This is a genomic window from Pseudomonas sp. FG6, from assembly GCF_057809015.1.
Genome location: NZ_JBMDJD010000009.1, coordinates 54,540 through 70,294 on the forward strand (window position 1 = coordinate 54,540; position 15,755 = coordinate 70,294).

The 15,755-nt window shown below is 62.0% G+C and carries 13 protein-coding genes; 5 read left to right on the plus strand and 8 right to left on the minus strand.

Annotated features, from left to right (window positions below):
• Positions 1-83: 83 nt before the first annotated feature.
• Positions 84-974, plus strand: coding sequence for an ATP-binding protein (locus ACODSJ_RS08030; RefSeq protein ID WP_489101207.1), 891 nt, complete (start codon positions 84-86; stop codon positions 972-974).
• A complete protein-coding gene (locus ACODSJ_RS08035) occupies positions 971-1,453 on the plus strand; it encodes a GAF domain-containing protein (protein WP_489101208.1) in 483 nt (160 codons plus the stop codon). Before ACODSJ_RS08030 ends, ACODSJ_RS08035 begins: the two co-directional genes overlap by 4 nt.
• Here ACODSJ_RS08035 and ACODSJ_RS08040 read toward each other — a convergent pair whose 3' ends face one another.
• From ACODSJ_RS08040 to ACODSJ_RS08070, 7 genes are all read right to left on the minus strand, one after another.
• Entirely contained in the window at positions 1,454-4,402 is a 2,949-nt protein-coding gene (locus tag ACODSJ_RS08040; protein ID WP_489101209.1) for an HD domain-containing phosphohydrolase, read from the minus strand.
• Positions 4,403-4,496: 94 nt separating this feature from the next.
• Positions 4,497-8,105: a transporter substrate-binding domain-containing protein gene (locus tag ACODSJ_RS08045; protein WP_489101210.1), complete on the minus strand. Its 3,609-nt coding sequence runs from the start codon at positions 8,103-8,105 to the stop codon at positions 4,497-4,499.
• A 23-nt stretch (positions 8,106-8,128) separates the two neighbouring features.
• On the minus strand, positions 8,129-8,755 hold the full coding sequence (locus ACODSJ_RS08050) for a response regulator (protein WP_489101211.1): 627 nt from the start codon (positions 8,753-8,755) through the stop codon (positions 8,129-8,131).
• A 363-nt stretch (positions 8,756-9,118) separates the two neighbouring features.
• Positions 9,119-10,447 (minus strand): deoxyguanosinetriphosphate triphosphohydrolase, encoded by a 1,329-nt coding sequence (locus tag ACODSJ_RS08055; RefSeq protein WP_489101212.1) that lies wholly within the window; start codon positions 10,445-10,447, stop codon positions 9,119-9,121.
• Between the two features lie 153 nt (positions 10,448-10,600).
• Complete coding sequence (locus ACODSJ_RS08060; protein WP_489101213.1) at positions 10,601-10,936, minus strand: hypothetical protein; 336 nt, start codon at positions 10,934-10,936, stop codon at positions 10,601-10,603.
• Positions 10,933-11,322: a phage holin family protein gene (locus tag ACODSJ_RS08065; RefSeq protein WP_489101287.1), complete on the minus strand. Its 390-nt coding sequence runs from the start codon at positions 11,320-11,322 to the stop codon at positions 10,933-10,935. Before ACODSJ_RS08065 ends, ACODSJ_RS08060 begins: the two co-directional genes overlap by 4 nt.
• Before the next feature lie 2 nt (positions 11,323-11,324).
• Positions 11,325-11,639, minus strand: coding sequence for an ElaB/YgaM/YqjD family protein (locus tag ACODSJ_RS08070; RefSeq protein WP_489101214.1), 315 nt, complete (start codon positions 11,637-11,639; stop codon positions 11,325-11,327).
• 338 nt (positions 11,640-11,977) lie between these two features.
• Between ACODSJ_RS08070 and ACODSJ_RS08075 the strand changes: the two genes are divergently transcribed.
• A complete protein-coding gene (locus ACODSJ_RS08075; RefSeq protein WP_489101215.1) occupies positions 11,978-13,186 on the plus strand; it encodes an ammonium transporter in 1,209 nt (402 codons plus the stop codon).
• Between the two features lie 8 nt (positions 13,187-13,194).
• Here ACODSJ_RS08075 and ACODSJ_RS08080 read toward each other — a convergent pair whose 3' ends face one another.
• Positions 13,195-14,907, minus strand: coding sequence for a cation:proton antiporter (locus ACODSJ_RS08080; RefSeq protein WP_489101216.1), 1,713 nt, complete (start codon positions 14,905-14,907; stop codon positions 13,195-13,197).
• Positions 14,908-15,093: 186 nt separating this feature from the next.
• On the opposite strand from ACODSJ_RS08080, the gene ACODSJ_RS08085 reads away from it, so the two are divergent.
• Positions 15,094-15,333: a glutaredoxin family protein gene (locus ACODSJ_RS08085; protein WP_489101217.1), complete on the plus strand. Its 240-nt coding sequence runs from the start codon at positions 15,094-15,096 to the stop codon at positions 15,331-15,333.
• A 96-nt stretch (positions 15,334-15,429) separates the two neighbouring features.
• Positions 15,430-15,750 carry a transcriptional regulator gene (locus ACODSJ_RS08090; protein ID WP_489101218.1) on the plus strand — a complete coding sequence of 107 codons (321 nt, stop codon included), beginning with the start codon at positions 15,430-15,432 and terminating at the stop codon, positions 15,748-15,750.
• Positions 15,751-15,755 lie beyond the last annotated feature (5 nt).

The window sequence follows — 15,755 nt, forward strand, 5'->3', positions numbered from 1 at the left end:
TCGTGCAGGATAGACCCGCCATCGGGTACGGCGTTTCGTCGCCGTAGCGCCATCATTACTGTGAACTTGTCCGAGGAGAAGACGTGGACTCTCGACTCAATGCCTTTCTTGAGCGTGCCGATGCGGTGCTGGCGCGCATCGAGCCCTTGTTGCCCGCCCCCCGGCCCGCCATCGACTGGACCCAGACCCTGGCCGCGCGCTGGCAGCGTGACGGTCGCAGCGGTTACCTGCTGCCGCTCCAGGTCAGTCTCGACATGCGTCTTTCGGACTTGATCGGCGTGGAGCGCCAGGTCGAACAACTGGGCCGCAACACCCGGCAATTCATCGATGGCATGCCGGCCAACCACGCATTGCTCTGGGGCTCGCGTGGCACCGGCAAATCGTCCCTGGTGCGCGCGTTGCTGGCCGAACACGCCCAACAGGGCCTGCGGTTGATCGAGATCGAACGCGACCACCTGGCCGACCTGCCTCGGGTGGTCGAGCAAGTCGCCAAGCTGCCCCAGCGCTTCGTGGTGTTCTGCGACGACCTGTCGTTCGAATCCGGAGAGGGCGATTATCGCGTGCTCAAAAGTGTACTGGACGGCTCGCTCGAACAGGCGCCCGACAACGTGCTGTTGTATGCCACCTCCAACCGTCGCCACCTGGTGCCGGAGAAGGAAAGCGACAACGAGAACTGGAAGCGGGTCGATGGCGAGCTTCATCCCAGCGAAGCCGTGGAGGACAAGATCGCGTTGTCCGACCGCTTCGGGTTGTGGCTGTCGTTCTATCCGTTTACCCAGGAGCATTTCCTCAACGTGGTGGAGCACTGGATCGGTGAGCTGGCGGCCAAGGCCGGCCTGGCCTGGCAACGTGACGACGGCCTGGACGTGCTGGCGGTCCGCTGGGCCACCGGGCGCGGTAACCGCAACGGGCGCTGCGCCTACCAGTTTGCCCGTTATTGGGTGGGCCTGAAACTGTTGGAGAACAAGGCATGATCGACTTGAAAAGTGCAGGCGAAGGCCTGGACGGCTATGGTTTGTTATCGGCACAGCTGGCGTCCTTGCTGGCCGATGAGCGCGACTTCATCGCCAACGCCGCGCAGTTCTCGGCGTTTCTGTTCAGCCAGCTGGACGACCTGAACTGGGCGGGTTTCTATCTCAACCGCGATGAAGAGCTGGTGTTGGGGCCGTTCCAGGGCCAGATCGCCTGCGTGCGGATTCCTTTCGGTCGCGGCGTGTGCGGCGCGGCGGCAGCGAGCCGTCAGACCCAGCGCGTCGAGGACGTCCATGCGTTCCCTGGTCACATCGCCTGCGACAGCGCGTCGAACAGCGAGCTGGTGGTGCCGCTGGTCAAGGAGGGACGCCTGATCGGCGTGCTCGACCTGGACAGTCCGAAGCTGGCGCGCTTTACCGAACATGACCAGGCCGGCATCGAAGCGTTGGCGGCGATATTCCTGCGCCTGACGGATTGCTGATCATGGCTTGAGCCCCGCTTTGGCCAGCAGGCTGTCGGGATCGACGTCATCGATCTGCTGCGGTTCGAGGAACTGGCTGGCGTAGTCCAGGTAGATCCTCTTCTCGATGAACAGGCCGAACAGCTCGGGATCGATATGGGCGTCATGGCACAGGGTCGCCATGATGCCCAGGGCTTCGCTCAGTTTCTTGGCTTTCTTGTAGGGGCGATCGGCCGCCGTCAGTGCTTCGAAGATATCGGCGATGGCCATCATGCGTGCCGGCAGGCTCATCTCTTCGCGCCGGAGCCGTTTGGGGTAACCGCTGCCGTCCATTTTTTCGTGATGACCGCCGGCGATCTCCGCCACGTTTTGCAGATGGCTGGGGAAGGGCAGTTGGCTGAGCATCAGGATCGTCTGCACCATGTGGTGATTGATGACATAGCGCTCCTCGCGGGTCAGCGTGCCGCGCGTGATGCTCAGGTTATAGAGCTCGCCGCGGTTGTATTTCCAGGTCGGGACATCGAGCTGGAAGCCCCACGGATTGTCCGCCGGAATCAGTTCTGACTCGTGGCGCTCGAACAGGTGCTCGGGTTTGTCCGCCAGCAGCGGCTCGGAGACCGGCAGTGTTGGCTTGGGCGTGCGCGCCTGGCGCCGACCTTCTTCCCAGGAGACGCCGAGGCGATCATCGAGGGTCCGGGTCCATCGACGTTGGGCAATGTCTTGCAAGCGTTGCAGGTCGGCACCGGCCATGGCCTCGGACCCCAGGTTGCAGTGGGCGACGAAAACGAAGTCGTCGTCGAGGCCGGCCAATGTCGCGTCGCGCCGTTGCGCCAGGGCTGACGGTTCGCCGCCGCCCGTGGCCATGGCCTGCCAGTAATCGACCCAGGCATCGCGCTTGAGCACCTCGAAGCGGGTGCGTATCTCGTGGATCCGGTCGTTCAGGGTTTCCAGCTTGGTGGCTTTGTCCACCACGTACTCGGGGGTGGTGACCTTGCCGCAGTCATGTAGCCATGCCGCGATGTGCAGCGCTTCCCATTCGTCTTCGGTGGGCTGGTAGCCGTCGAAGGCCGGTGCCTGGCTCGCGGCAGCCGCCTGGGCGAGCATCAGCGTCAGCACCGGCACCCGCTGGCAATGGCCGCCGGTATAGGGGCTCTTGGCGTCGATCGCACCGGCCAGCAGTTGAATGAATGAATCCAGCAATTGTTTCTGCCGGGCGTGCAGGCGTTGGCTTTCGATGCTCACGGTGGCGGCACCGGACACGGCTTGAAGGAACGCGATGCGGTCGGGCTGCAATTTTTCCAGCTCGGCTTCGGTGCCGCTGTCGTTGATCAGCAGCACCAGGAATCCGACGGTTTCCTGGTGACGGTTGCGCAGGCGGATGCCGATCAGGTGAACCCGCGGCGCCTCCAGCACCCGAAGGATGCCCTGCAGGTCGGCGGCCTGTTCAAAGCCCAGGGAGGTGACGAGATTGTCCGAGGCCGCCAGTTGCTGTAGCCATGGGGCGCTGTCGTTCGCCTGTAGCGAATGGTCTTTCAGGGCAAAGGTGTCGAGGTCGCGAGGCGTTCCATCGATCACCAGGCCGCATGGCCTGACCCGGTCCTCGTCATTCTCGCGCAGGTAAATCAGGCCGGCCTGGGCCTGGCCGATTTTCACTGTCTCGAACAACACTCGCTCCAGCAGCGGGCCCAACCGGGTTTCGGCGCGCAGGCTGGCGGTGATTTCAAAGAAGCTGGCCAGGGTCTCTTTCATGCGGGCCATCGAAACGCTCAACTGATCGACTTCCAATACCGGGGAACGACGGGACACCGGGTAATGGAAATCGAAGCTGCGGATGGCATCGGCCTCCTGCACCAATGCGCGCAGCGGCTTGACCAGGATCCTGGAAGTCAGCCAGCCCAAGGGCAGGCACAGCAGCAAGGTCGCAAGCGTGATCAGCGCGCCTTGCCAGCGCATGCGATAGGCGTCGGCGAGCAACTCGTCCTCGGGCACCAGCAATGTCAGCTCAAGGCCTTGGGGACCACCTTCCTGCATGTGGCTGCGGGAAACGATCCATTCACGTCCCGCGGCGTTCAGGCGCGGGTTGTCGGTGCTGTGGTCGAGCGCTGCCGCGATGGCCGGGTTCAGGTCCCGGGCCTTGATCAGGCGGGCCGATTGGTTGTCGACCAGCAGCCGGCTGCTGTCGGGATAACCCACGGCGTTGCCTTGGGGATCGACCAGCACGAGCTCGGTGCCTGCGCTGACCTTGTGCTTGGCCAGGGTCTCGGAAAGGGCTGCCAGGGTCAGGTCGGCACCGATGACCGCTTGCTCGCCGCTGCGCCGGGCGAGGGTGGTGCCGATGTTGCGGATGGAGAAGAACACGTAGGGCTCGGTGGTGATCTGGCCGGGGGTTTCCATTGCGCTGCGAAACCAGCCGCGACTGCGCGGATCGTAGGTTTCGCTGGTAATGTCCAGGCGACCGACAGGCATCAGGGCCTCGTCGTAGAACAGCGACTGGCCGTGGACCTGACCGTTGTCAGCGCGTTCCACGGTCCAGGCCTGGTAGGCCGCGTTGGCGGGTGCACTCAAGGCTGTCTTCAGCGCCTGAGTGCGCAACGGGCGGACCATGAGGAAGTTGCCCTGGCTGTCGCCCAGGTACAAGGACGCCAGGTTCGGGTTGTCTCGCAATGCCTGGCTGAACGGTTGGAGTAGGGCCAGGCGTTGCGCCATGCCGGGCGCGCGCGTCGCCGGATAGTCGGCCAGCAGGCCCAGCAGGTGCCGGATCGGTTCGTAGGTGTCGTACAGGTCCAGGCGCACATCCTGTTCAATCCGGTTGAACAGTTTCTCACTGCTGGACAGGATGATCTGCGTGGTCTGTTGGTAATTGAAAATGCCCAGCACCACCCCGGTCAGCAACAGCAGCAGGGTGAACATCGCGCTGATGTGGACATGCAGGGGAAACCGGCGTTGTTCCGGACGCGGTGCGCTGGGCATTTCAGTCACTCCAAGTGTCAGGGGCACGGCGGGTTCGTCACCCGCGCAGGCCGCTCGTACGCACTGCTGAGCAAGCAGCATAGTAAAAGTGCAATCATTTTGCCTTACCGATCTCCGTTTCCAGCGCTTGCTCCAGCTCGACCATGGCCTGGTCGAGGGCCGCGATGCATTCGTTGACTCGTTCGGGCGCCTGCGCCTCAAGGCAGGCTCGCTCCAGTGCCTCGCACTGCTGGAGCAAGGTGGTCGCCTGGACGATCCGTGCAACGCCTTTTATCTTGTGCGCCGTTTCAGTCAGCGCTTGCCGGTTGCCGCCACGAGCGACGCCAAGCAGCTCCTGGCGGTCCGAGCGGTTGCTGCTGAGCAGTTCCGCCAACAACCGTTGATTGGAGGCCGGCAGTCCGCCGGTCAACGCTTGCAGGCTCTGCAGGCTGAAAACCGGCGCTGAGCTGGTTGACCTGACGGTTTTCATCCATTGGCTCAAGGCGTTCAGGCTGATCGGCTTGAACAGGCAGTCGTCCATGCCGGCGTCCCGGCAGCGGTGTTTCTCCTCCGGTTGTGCATTGGCGGTGAATCCCAGGATGGTGCAGGCTGGCCGTTGCTGTTCGGCTTCGAGGCGACGAATCGAGCGACTCAGTTCGTAGCCGCTCATGATGGGCATGTTGCAATCGGCGATGACCAAATCGAAGTGACCGTCCTGCCAGGCCGTCAACCCTTCGGCGCCGTCCTGGGCGACCTGGTAGGCATGGCCCAGGTATTCCAACTGCTGTGACATCAGCAGGCGATTGGCCGGATGGTCGTCGACGACAAGCACGTTCAGGATCGCCGTGGGCGTTTCGACCGTGGGGGTCGCTGGTTCGCGCAGCGCTGCCGCCGCGGGCAGGACGGTCAGTTGCAGGCAAACCTGCACGTGGGTGCCGGTGCCCGGTTGACTGCGCATGTGCAGGTTGCCGCCCATCATCTGGCACAGATCGCGACTGATCACCAGTCCCAGCCCCGCGCCCTTGCGGGCCATGCGGCTGGTGTTGTCGACCTGGGCAAACGGTTCGAACAGCCGTTGCAGGTCCGCCGGGTTGATGCCGATGCCGCTGTCGCAGACTTGCAGGTGCATGCGCAGGAGGTCGTGCCGGGCGGTGCGGGTCAGCCGGACTTTCACCGCGACCTGGCCCTGCTCGGTAAACTTGAGGGCATTGCTGATGAGGTTGGAGAGCACCTGCTTGAACCGCAAGGGGTCTATCAACACGTCCGGGTTATCCTCGGGTGACTCGAACTGCAAGGACAGCCTCAGGTTCTTCTGCCGGGCCAGGCCTTCGAATACGCGTATGACCGATTGCAGCAGGGCCTTGAGGTTGACCCGTTCGGGCGCCAGGCTCAGGTGGCCCGATTCGATGCGGGCGATGTCCAGGATATCGCCGATCAGGTCCAGCATGCCGGAGGCCGATTCGTAGGCCACTTCGATGGCCGAGCGGTCGACCAGGCCTTTGTCGGCCTGTTTCAGGGCCAGTTCAAGCATGCCGATCACGGCGTTCATCGGCGTGCGTATTTCGTGGCTCATGGTCGCCAGGAACGTGCTCTTGGCCCGGTTCGCATCTTCGGCCTGTTTCTTGGATGCTCGCAGTTCATCGAACAGCTGCCGCCGCTCGCTGATATCGATCCAGCCCCCGATGATGCCTTGCACTTGGGCGGCGGAGTTTCGGTAGGGCAGAATCCAGTGGTAGATGGTCAGTTGCCGGTCGCCGACGTGCAGCGGGCGATCGACGATCAGCGCCGTGCCTTCGGCCATGACACGCTGGTAATCCGCCTGGTATTCCTGCGCTTCGAAGGCATTGCTCATGGCGCCGGGCATGCTGTCCTTGCCGATGATGTCTTCGCGGTTGGCGCCGAACACCTGCAGGTAGCTGTCGTTGCAGCTTTGCAGGCAACCGTGGCGGTCCCTCACGTAGATGGGATGCGGGGTGCCGTTGAGCAACGCATGCATGAATTCGAGTTGATCATTGAGGGCGGTTTCTGCCCGTTGGCGCTGCCTGATCTGCCGTTGCATATAGGCATTCCAGGCCAGGGAAAGCAGGAGCAGCAGGCCGACACCGGCAGCGACCTGGAAGAACAAGCGGTTGTAAGTGCGCCAGGTGTGTTCGGATGCCGAGACATAACCCCGCCAGCGGTTGTTGATGACGCCCAGTTCGTCGGGGTCGATGCTGGTCAGGGCCTTGTCGAGGATGGCGCTCAACTCGGTCGCGTCCTTGGCGGTGGCCAGCGCGAACAGAGCTTGCTGGGTGCCTACGGTGCTGCTGATGTGCAGGGTGTCCCGCCAGGAATGGGAGGCGATGAAGTAGTTGGCCATGAGCAGCGAGTTGACGCTGCCGTCGACCCGGCCCTGGGCGAGCAGTTCAACGGCGTGCAGAGGGCCATCGGTCTCGGTGATCTTCACGCCCGGATACTGTTGGCGGAGCCATTCGATGACCGGGTTGCCCTTGGCGATCGCCAGGCTCCGGCCCTCGAACTGGTCGAGCGTCCCGGGGGTGTCGGACCGTTTGCGGGTCAGCAGGACGAACGAGCTGTCGAGGTAGGGGCGGCTGAATTTCAACTGATGCTGGCGTTCGCCGCTCGGCAAAAGCGCCGCGATCACGTCGGCCTGGCCGCTGCGGACCGCGGCAATCATTTCGCTGTCGCTCTGGCGGCGTTGCACCTCCAGGCGCAGGCCGGTGCGAAGGCGGATCAGTTCCAGCAGGTCGGCGCTGATCCCGCGAAAATCGCCCTCCGGATCGAAGAAAGTCAGGGGAGCGAGCGTTTCGTTCACCACCACCCGAACCACCGGATGGCTGGCCAGCCAGCGCTGTTCCCGCTCGGTCAGTTGAATCCTGTGGTCCGTGAGATACAGGTCGCTGCCAGCACTCCAGCGCTTGGCGATGGCGGTTTGTTCGGCGACGGGAACCTGTTCCAGCGTGGTGTTGATAATTTCCAGCAAGTGGCTGTCACGGCGGCGTACCGCAAAACCGAACCCGTAGGATTCATGCTTGCCGAAGCTGGCCATGCGGATGTTGCCCAGGTAGCCCTTGCTGATCAGGTAGTGGGTGGAAATGGTATCGCCGAGAAAGACATCGGCCTGGCCGAAGGCGACGGCGTTGATGGCGTTCTGGTAGGAGGGATAGGGCGTGACGAGCGCCTTGGGGTAGAGCTGCTCGATCTCCTGCGGTGGCAGGTAGTGGTAGACCATGCTCAGCCGCAACCCTTCAAGGCCCTCGGTCAAGGGCCGGATTTCATTCGTCCGGGTGACCAGGACTGGCTGATCCACCGCATAGGGCGTCGAAAGCACCAGCTCGGGGTCGCGGGCTTCGAAACCGTTGGCCGTGCCAAGCAGGTCGATTTGCCCATTCTTGAGCGCCGTGATGGCGGCTTCCCGGGAAGCGAAGCGCAGGACTTTCATCGGCAGGCCGGTCGCTCGGGCGATGAGGGCGGCGTAGTCGGCGGTCATGCCTTCATAGTCGCGCCCGCTGGTGGCAAGGTCGAAGGGGGGATAGTCGGGTGCAGAAGTTCCCAGTACCCATTCGTGCCGGCCCTGTAGCCAGGCGCGTTGGGTGTCGTCCAGCCTGGTTTCGCCATGAGCGTCGCTCGAACGTCCCAGGAGCCTGTAGTGTTCGGGTACATCCGACGCTGCGATTCCCGCTGTATAGAGCCCGGCGCTTAATAGCAGCAGGCATGCCTTCATGCACTTGAGCATCCTGTTTGTTCTCACACCAGTGCGTTGCGCTTTGCCATTTCAATCAGCTCTACCAAGGATTTGACTTTAAGTTTTTGCATGAGCCGCTTTTTATAGGTGCTGACGGTTTTATTACTTAGAAACATCCCCTTGGCTATTTCCTTGTTGGTTCGGCCTTGGGCAAAGAGTTGCAAGACCATCAACTCCCGGTCATTGACGCTTTTAAACAAGTCCAGCTCCAGGCTGCGCGGATCGTCGGGGCGTACCGGGTTCAACGCTTGGCTGGGGAAATAGTTGTAGCCGGACAATACGGCCTTGATGGCGCTGACCAGTTCACTGAGGTCTTCTTGTTTGCAAACGTAACCGGAAGCACCGGACTGCATGCAGCGGATGCCGAAAAGCGTCGGGGATTGCGCCGTCAGCACCAGCGTCTTGAGGGGGGTGGTCATGGCGTTGAAGCGAGAGAGGATTTCCAGCCCGTCAAGTTTAGGAATACTGATGTCCAGGATGACCAGATCCGGCATGCATTCGCGCACCATTTGCATCGCGTCGACGCCATTGTCCGTTTCCCCAACGACTTTATAGCCCTCGTGCTCCAGGAGCATGCGAACAGCGAGGCGGATGACCGGATGATCGTCGACAATGAAAACGGAGTTCATGAATAAAGTATCCTGCGCACTTAATAAAGGGCGCACCTTAGCCCAGTTGTTGCCAGGGCCGTACGAGCAGACAGGTATGCAACTACAATTTCGGAAGTTTCCTACAAAAAAAGAGGCAGGGTATTACGACGTAATCGGTTTTTTAGTAGGCGGGTGACAATAAGAAGTGTGGTTGCTCAAGTATGTGAAAGGATATTTCCTGGAATGAATGGTTGGCTACAAACAGATGGGAAGCGGGTTTATTCGATGTTTACGTTCAGGGCTCGGTGGACAGCCTTCAATTCTTTTTGAAGGGCTGCGAGGATCTGCGTTTACCGGCGATGTCCTGTGGGAGCCAGCAGGCCCGGCTCCCACAGGCGAGTCTCACTGGCGGGTGCGACCGGTCATTTCCTGGGCCATTTCGCTGGCATAGCTGTCAGTCATCCCGGCGATGAAATCGATCATGCGCAAGAAGGCGCTGTGCAAGGGGCCGTTGGGGTCGGGGGCGTTGTTGCCCAGCAGGTCAAGGATGCGGCGATTCTTGAACGAGGGCGATCGACCGCCGTGCTGTTCAAGGGCCGCGCCGCAGAAGCCGTTGAGCAGGATCTCCAGGGTGGTATAGGCGCCAATTTCATTCAGCGTCTTGCGCTTGTCCTGGAAAATCTTCTTGCGGGCCATGTCCTTGGCGTTCAACACGCAGCGCTTGGCCGGGCCATGCATGTGCTCCACCAGATCCCCCTGCAGGGTGCCGGCCAGCAACGCCTCCTGTTGTTCGACAAAGGCCCGGGCGGCGGCATTGGTCAGGTGTTCGATGGCTTTGCCCCGCAGGATCGCCAGTTTGCGTCGCCGTGAGTCCAGCGGACCCAGTTGGCGGTAGGTGTCCGGGAGATCGTCGCCCACCAGGTCCAGTAGCAGCGATTCCACCAGTGAGTATTCCAGGAGCTCCATCTCTACGCCGTCTTCCAGGTCGATGAGCGCATAGCAGATGTCATCGGCGGCTTCCATCAGGTACACCAGTGGATGCCGTGCCCAGCGCTGATCTTCGATTTGCGGCAGGCCGAGTTTATGGGCGATCTGCTCCAGCAACGGCAGTTCGCTCTGGTAACAACCGAACTTGTGCTTCTTGTAGCCCAGGGAGTCGGCGTGGCGGGCGGTCCAGGGGTACTTCAGGTAGGTCCCGAGGGTGGCATAGGTCAGCCGGGTCCCTCCGTCGAACTGATGGTATTCAAGCTGCGTGAGGACACGGAAGCCCTGGGCGTTGCCTTCGAAGTTGAGGAAGTCGCCGCGTTCGGCCTCGCTCATGGCGTCGAGCCAGCCCCGGCCTGCTGCCTGCTGGAACCAGTAGCGGATGGCGTCTTCGCCCGAGTGACCGAACGGCGGGTTGCCGATGTCGTGGGCCAGGCAGGCCGATTGCACTACCATGCCCAGGTCGCTTGGCTCGCACCAGTCGGGCAGGACGTTGCGGATGGTTTCACCCACGCGCATGCCGAGGGAACGGCCCACGCAACTGACTTCCAGCGAATGGGTCAGGCGTGTATGGATATGGTCGTTGCTGGAGACTGGATGCACCTGGGTCTTGCGTCCAAGGCGCCGGAAGGCACCGGAGAAAATGATGCGGTCGTGGTCTTTGTGAAAGGGGCTACGGCCCAATTCCTGCGGGCTGTGCAAGGGTTTGCCAAGACGTTCGCGATTCAGCAGGGTGTGCCAATCCAAGGCCGGTTGCTCCGTTTGATGAGGACGATGCCCTAGCTTCCCGGTTCCCGGATTGCGCCGCAAGGCCTGTGGGATGCGCAGGCCTGAAAAAACACGCGCCCCCTGAACAGGAGCGCGTTCCGCGAGGGCGCGGGGCAACCGGCTTTTTCTGTATCAAGGTTTGCGCATGGCCTTGGCCAGCTTGATCAGCGGCAGCACGGCGGTCGCCAGTCGGACCAGGCTGGATACGCCGGCGGTGCGACCGCCGCGGGTGCGTTTGCCAGTCAGGAAACCGAGCAGCGAAACCGCCGCGATGCCCCACAAGGGCGCGTGCTTGATGCCGAAGCCTTCGTGCCAGCCCTGGGTCAAGCCGCGCACCCGTTGCAGAGGTTGCAGCAATTGACGGGTTTCCTGGCGGATTTCCTGGCGGTGCATCTCCATGCGCAGGCGCACCAACGCCTTGCGCATTTCCTGTCGGGTCCGGGCTTGAGGAATATCAGGCAGGCTCATGGCAGCAGGCGCTCCCGGTCGTTGGCCAGTTCTTCGAGCGTGGCATGGAAGGGGGAGGACTCGTCGTAGATCGCCGCCTTGAGCCGCAGACCGCAGAACAGCGCCGCCAGCAGGTAGAACAGGCAAAGGCCGAGGATGCCCGCCAGACGATAGGTGTCCCACACCAGGATCAGCACCAGCGCCGAAAGCCCGACCAGCAGAAGCAGACCGAACACCAGCGCCAGGCCCGCGAACAACAGCAGGCTGACGGTGCGCGCCTTCTGTTCCTGCAATTCCATGCCGAACAATTCGACGTGGCTGTGCAGCAGGCCGAGAAACGCTGCGCCCAGGCGGCGCGCTGTAGGTTGTGTGCCCGTTTCGGACGAGCCGGATTCGTCAATACCCATCATCAGCGCCGCGTCGCCAGCAGGCCGATCAGGAAACCCACGCCAGCGGCAATGCCGACCGACTGCCAAGGGTTGGCTTGTACGTACTCCTCGGTGGCGGCCACTGCGGCCTGGCCGCGTTCGCGCATGGAGTCTTCGGTCAGCTTGAGGGTTTCGCGGGCGCGCAACAGGGTCTCGTGGATCTGGTTGCGCAATTCGTCGGCCTGGTCACCCGCCAGTGTCGCGGTGTGATCGAGCAACCGTTCGGTGTCGCTGACCAGCGTCTGGAAGTCTTCCTTCAGGAGTTCTTGAGCAGTCTTTGCCTGGGTTCTGGCCATGGATGAATCTCCGTAGATAACGTCTGAAGCGTTCGAGTATGAGCCTTGCCTGAAGGTTCAGTGAAAGTGACTGGTACAACTTTTGCTCAGGGTTTTGCCATGTACTGGTGCGTCACGGTGTGCCAGTGCGCTGAAGCTGGGCGACAGCCCGGAAACCTTAACCCAAATGAACAGAACCCGCGAAGCACCTCCAAGCGGCACCTCATTGCTGGCGGTTTTGTGCACCAAAGCGGTTCGCCGTCCTTCGCCAGGCGCGCGAATCGTTTCAAGTTGGTGCGTCGGCAGGGCAGGCGAGCCGCTTTGGTGCCTATTTCAACTTTTTCAGGTCTGCCAACACCATGGAAACTATGCAAAGCGCTGTGGACAGCCTGGTCCACAGCTCCAACACGCTGTTCATCCTGCTCGGTGCAGTCATGGTCCTGGCCATGCACGCCGGTTTTGCGTTCCTGGAAGTGGGGACCGTCCGGCAAAAGAACCAAGTCAATGCCCTGTCGAAGATTCTTAGCGATTTTGCTGTCTCGACCCTGGCTTACTTCTTTATAGGCTATTGGGTGTCCTATGGCGTGTCCTTCCTGCAACCGGCGGCGGTGCTCAGTACCGATCACGGCTACAGCCTGGTGAAATTCTTCTTCCTGCTGACCTTTGCCGCCGCGATCCCGGCGATTATTTCCGGCGGGATTGCCGAGCGCGCCCGGTTCGCACCGCAACTGTGCGCCACGGTGTTGATCGTGGCGTTTGTCTACCCATTCTTCGAGGGGGTGGTGTGGAACGGCAATTTCGGCCTGCAAGCCTGGCTGCAAGCCCGCTTCGGTGCCGGGTTCCACGACTTCGCCGGTTCCGTGGTGGTGCATGCCATGGGCGGCTGGCTGGCCCTGGCCGCGGTGCTCTTGCTGGGCGCGCGCAATGGCCGCTACCGGGATGGGCGACTGGTGGCGTTTGCTCCTTCCAGCATCCCGTTCCTGGCCTTGGGTTCGTGGATCCTGATTGTCGGCTGGTTCGGGTTCAACGTGATGAGTGCCCAGACCCTGCCCGGGGTAAGCGGGTTGGTGGCGGTCAATTCGTTGATGGCAATGGTGGGCGGCACCGTGGCGGCGTTGATCGTCGGGCGCAATGACCCCGGCTTCCTGCACAACGGTCCGCTGGCCGGGCTGGTGGCGGTGTGTGCCGGTTCCGACCTGATGCATCCGGTCGGTGCATTGGCCACCGGTGCCATCGCCGGCGCCTTGTTCGTCTGGTGTTTCACCGCCGCCCAAGGCAAATGGAAGATCGACGACGTGCTTGGCGTCTGGCCACTGCACGGCTTGTGTGGCGTCTGGGGCGGCATCGCCTGTGGTGTCTTTGGCCAAGGCGCCTTGGGCGGTCTCGGGGGTGTCAGCCTGGCCAGCCAATTGGTCGGCACGTTGCTGGGGGTTGCCATCGCACTGTCTGGTGGGTTCGCCGTCTATGGCCTGGTCAAAGCCCTGCTGGGGCTGCGACTGAGCCAGGAAGAGGAGTACTACGGCGCCGACCTGTCGATCCACAAGATCGGAGCGGTCAGCCAGGATTGACTGGCCCATCAAGGCTCCTTGTCCTGGTCGCCGGGGTAGAACCCGTGCAGCAGGCGGTAGCGGTCGTGACGGACCTGGTCCACGTGGTAGCGCACTTGCTGCTCCGGCAACCCGAGCATGATCAAGGCATGGGAAGCCAGCATCAGGCTCGATTCCAGTAGTTCGGGGACCACTTCGCTGGCCCCGGCGGCCTGGAGCTCGGCCAATTGGCTGTCATCACGGGTGCGGACCAGGATCGGCACCTGGGTGTTGACCCGCCGGGCTTCCTTGAGCACGGTGATGGCGATGTCGGTCTGGTCGACCGCGATCACCAGCAACCTGGCGCGACTCAGGCCGACGGCTGCGAGCAGGTCTGCACGGCGAGAATCACCGTAGTGCACGCAACTTTCCCCCACGCAGGCTTCCTGAATGATCACCGGGTCGTCATCCAGGGCAACGAACGCCTGGCCTTCCCGGCGCAGGAAGCGTCCGATGGACTGGCCGACGCGCCCATAGCCGCAAATGACCACGTGGCCGGACAGGCCCGCGTTGAGGGCGCTGATCTGGTCGAGCTGCGCCTCTTCGTTGGGTTTGCGATGCAGGTGGGCGGCGATGCGCGGCGCGGCGCGCAGCAAAAGCGGCGTCAGCAGCATCGAGCAGAAGGTCGCCGCCAGCAACAAGCCACTGATCTCAAGAGGCATAAGATGGTTCTGCTGCATCAGGGCCATCAGGGCGAAACAGAACTCGCCGCCCTGGGCCAGGGCCAGGCCACTGCGCCAGGCGGTTTCCACGTCGCTGCCGCGCCACTTCACCAGGACGGCGACCACGCCGCCCTTGATCAGCATCAAGGCGAGGGTCAACCCGAGGATCAGCAGTCCGTCATCTATGAGCAATTGCAGGTCGATGAGCATGCCGATGCTGACAAAGAACAGCCCCAGCAAGATGTCGCGGAACGGGCGTATATCGGCTTCGATCTGATGGCGGTAATGGCTTTCCCCCAACAACATGCCCGCGAGGAAGGCTCCCAGGGCCGGTGACAGTCCGAGCAAGTGGGTCAGCCAGGCCGTCAGCAACACGATCACCAGCGCCAGCAGCACGAACAACTCGGCGGACCGGGACGCGGCCACTTCATGGAACAACTTGGGCAGCAACAGGCGACTGGTTAGCAGCAGGCCAGCGAACAACACCAGCGTCTTGCCCAGGGTCAGGGGCAGCGCCCAATACCAGGCATGCTCGCTGCTCCCGGCGAACACAGGTACCAGGGTCAACAACAGCACCGCGATGACGTCCTGGAACAGCAGTACACCAATGGCGTTCTGGCCATGGCTGCTGAAAATCTCACCCAGGCTGCCCAGTTCTTTGCTGACAATGGCCGTGGACGACAAGGCCAGCCCGGCGCCCAGCAACAACGCCGCCAACATCGGTGCGCCACAGAGCACCAGCAGTGCGCCCAGAAGGGCGCCGGAACACACCACCTGCAGGCTACCCAGGCCGAAAACGACCCGCCGCAGCGCGAGCATCTTTGTCAGGGAGAACTCCAGCCCCAGCGAAAACAGCAAGAAAACCACCCCGAGTTCAGCCAGGTCCGGCAGGTCTTCGCTGTCGTTTACCCAATCCAGCGCGGTCGGACCGACGGCCAGGCCGACACACAGATAAGCGAGCACTGGAGGTAGGCGCAGGCGCCGGAACAGCGCGATGGCGACCAGGGAGGAGGCAAGGATGATCAGCAGATTGGCAAACAAGGGGAACTCCGTTTCACAACAACAGGCACACAGCGTAGAAGGCGAGAAAGTGCCAAGCATTGCCGTAAAGGCGTTAGCGCTCAATGATTTGCATCAGCATTTTACTGAAGTGCCTCGGGTCGACGGTTTCCCGAGGCGAGCCGAGTGTCCTAGAATGACCGTCTATCTTTTGTGGGTCTACCTGCCATGTCTCCTGAATGCCAGTTGTTCGGTACCTTGGGTTGTCATCTGTGCGAAGTGGCCGAAGGGGTGTTGATGCCTTTCGTTGAGCATGGCCTGTTGGTCGAGTTGGTGGATATCGCTGAAAGCGAGGCACTGTTCGAGACCTACGGGCTACGGATTCCGGTGTTGCGCCGGGTCGATACCGGCGCCGAGCTGGAGTGGCCGTTCGATGACCCTGACCGGGTCGCCGCGTTTCTGCGTTGAGTCCTTTCCGTACGTCGCATCCCTGCGCGCCGACATTGGCGAAAAAAACCTGCTTCGGTTACTGTATGTCCATACAGCTATCTGGAGAGTGTCCCCTTGGTCAATGTCGAACAACTGAAAAACAGCGTGAACCGGATGTCCGCGGACGTTGTACGCGAGGCCGTCCTGGAGTTGCGCCTGGACGGGCTGGTTACCGAAGGCAAGACTCCCTTCAATAAACTGCATTTCAATACCTGCTTCGCGGAAATCGAAGCGTTGTTCCAGCGTGCCGGCTATCACAAGCAATTGGATGTGGTCGGCTACCAGGGGCTGTTGTACGCCTTGTACGACCCGGGTCGCTGGGAGGCCGTGGAGGTGCTGCGCTGGTTGAAGGAATTCACCGAGGCGGCAGCGAAGCCTGCGTCGATCACGGCGTGAAGCAA

Excerpts from the sequence above, each read along its gene's own strand:
- ACODSJ_RS08035 (WP_489101208.1), top strand. The coding sequence starts at position 971 with ATGATCGACTTGAAAAGTGCAGGCGAAGGCCTGGACGGCTATGGTTTG.
- ACODSJ_RS08040 (WP_489101209.1), bottom strand. The coding sequence starts at position 4,402 with ATGCCCAGCGCACCGCGTCCGGAACAACGCCGGTTTCCCCTGCATGTC.
- ACODSJ_RS08045 (WP_489101210.1), bottom strand. The coding sequence starts at position 8,105 with ATGAAGGCATGCCTGCTGCTATTAAGCGCCGGGCTCTATACAGCGGGA.
- ACODSJ_RS08050 (WP_489101211.1), bottom strand. The coding sequence starts at position 8,755 with ATGAACTCCGTTTTCATTGTCGACGATCATCCGGTCATCCGCCTCGCT.
- ACODSJ_RS08060 (WP_489101213.1), bottom strand. The coding sequence starts at position 10,936 with ATGAGCCTGCCTGATATTCCTCAAGCCCGGACCCGACAGGAAATGCGC.
- ACODSJ_RS08065 (WP_489101287.1), bottom strand. The coding sequence starts at position 11,322 with ATGGGTATTGACGAATCCGGCTCGTCCGAAACGGGCACACAACCTACA.
- ACODSJ_RS08070 (WP_489101214.1), bottom strand. The coding sequence starts at position 11,639 with ATGGCCAGAACCCAGGCAAAGACTGCTCAAGAACTCCTGAAGGAAGAC.
- ACODSJ_RS08075 (WP_489101215.1), top strand. The coding sequence starts at position 11,978 with ATGGAAACTATGCAAAGCGCTGTGGACAGCCTGGTCCACAGCTCCAAC.
- ACODSJ_RS08085 (WP_489101217.1), top strand. The coding sequence starts at position 15,094 with ATGTCTCCTGAATGCCAGTTGTTCGGTACCTTGGGTTGTCATCTGTGC.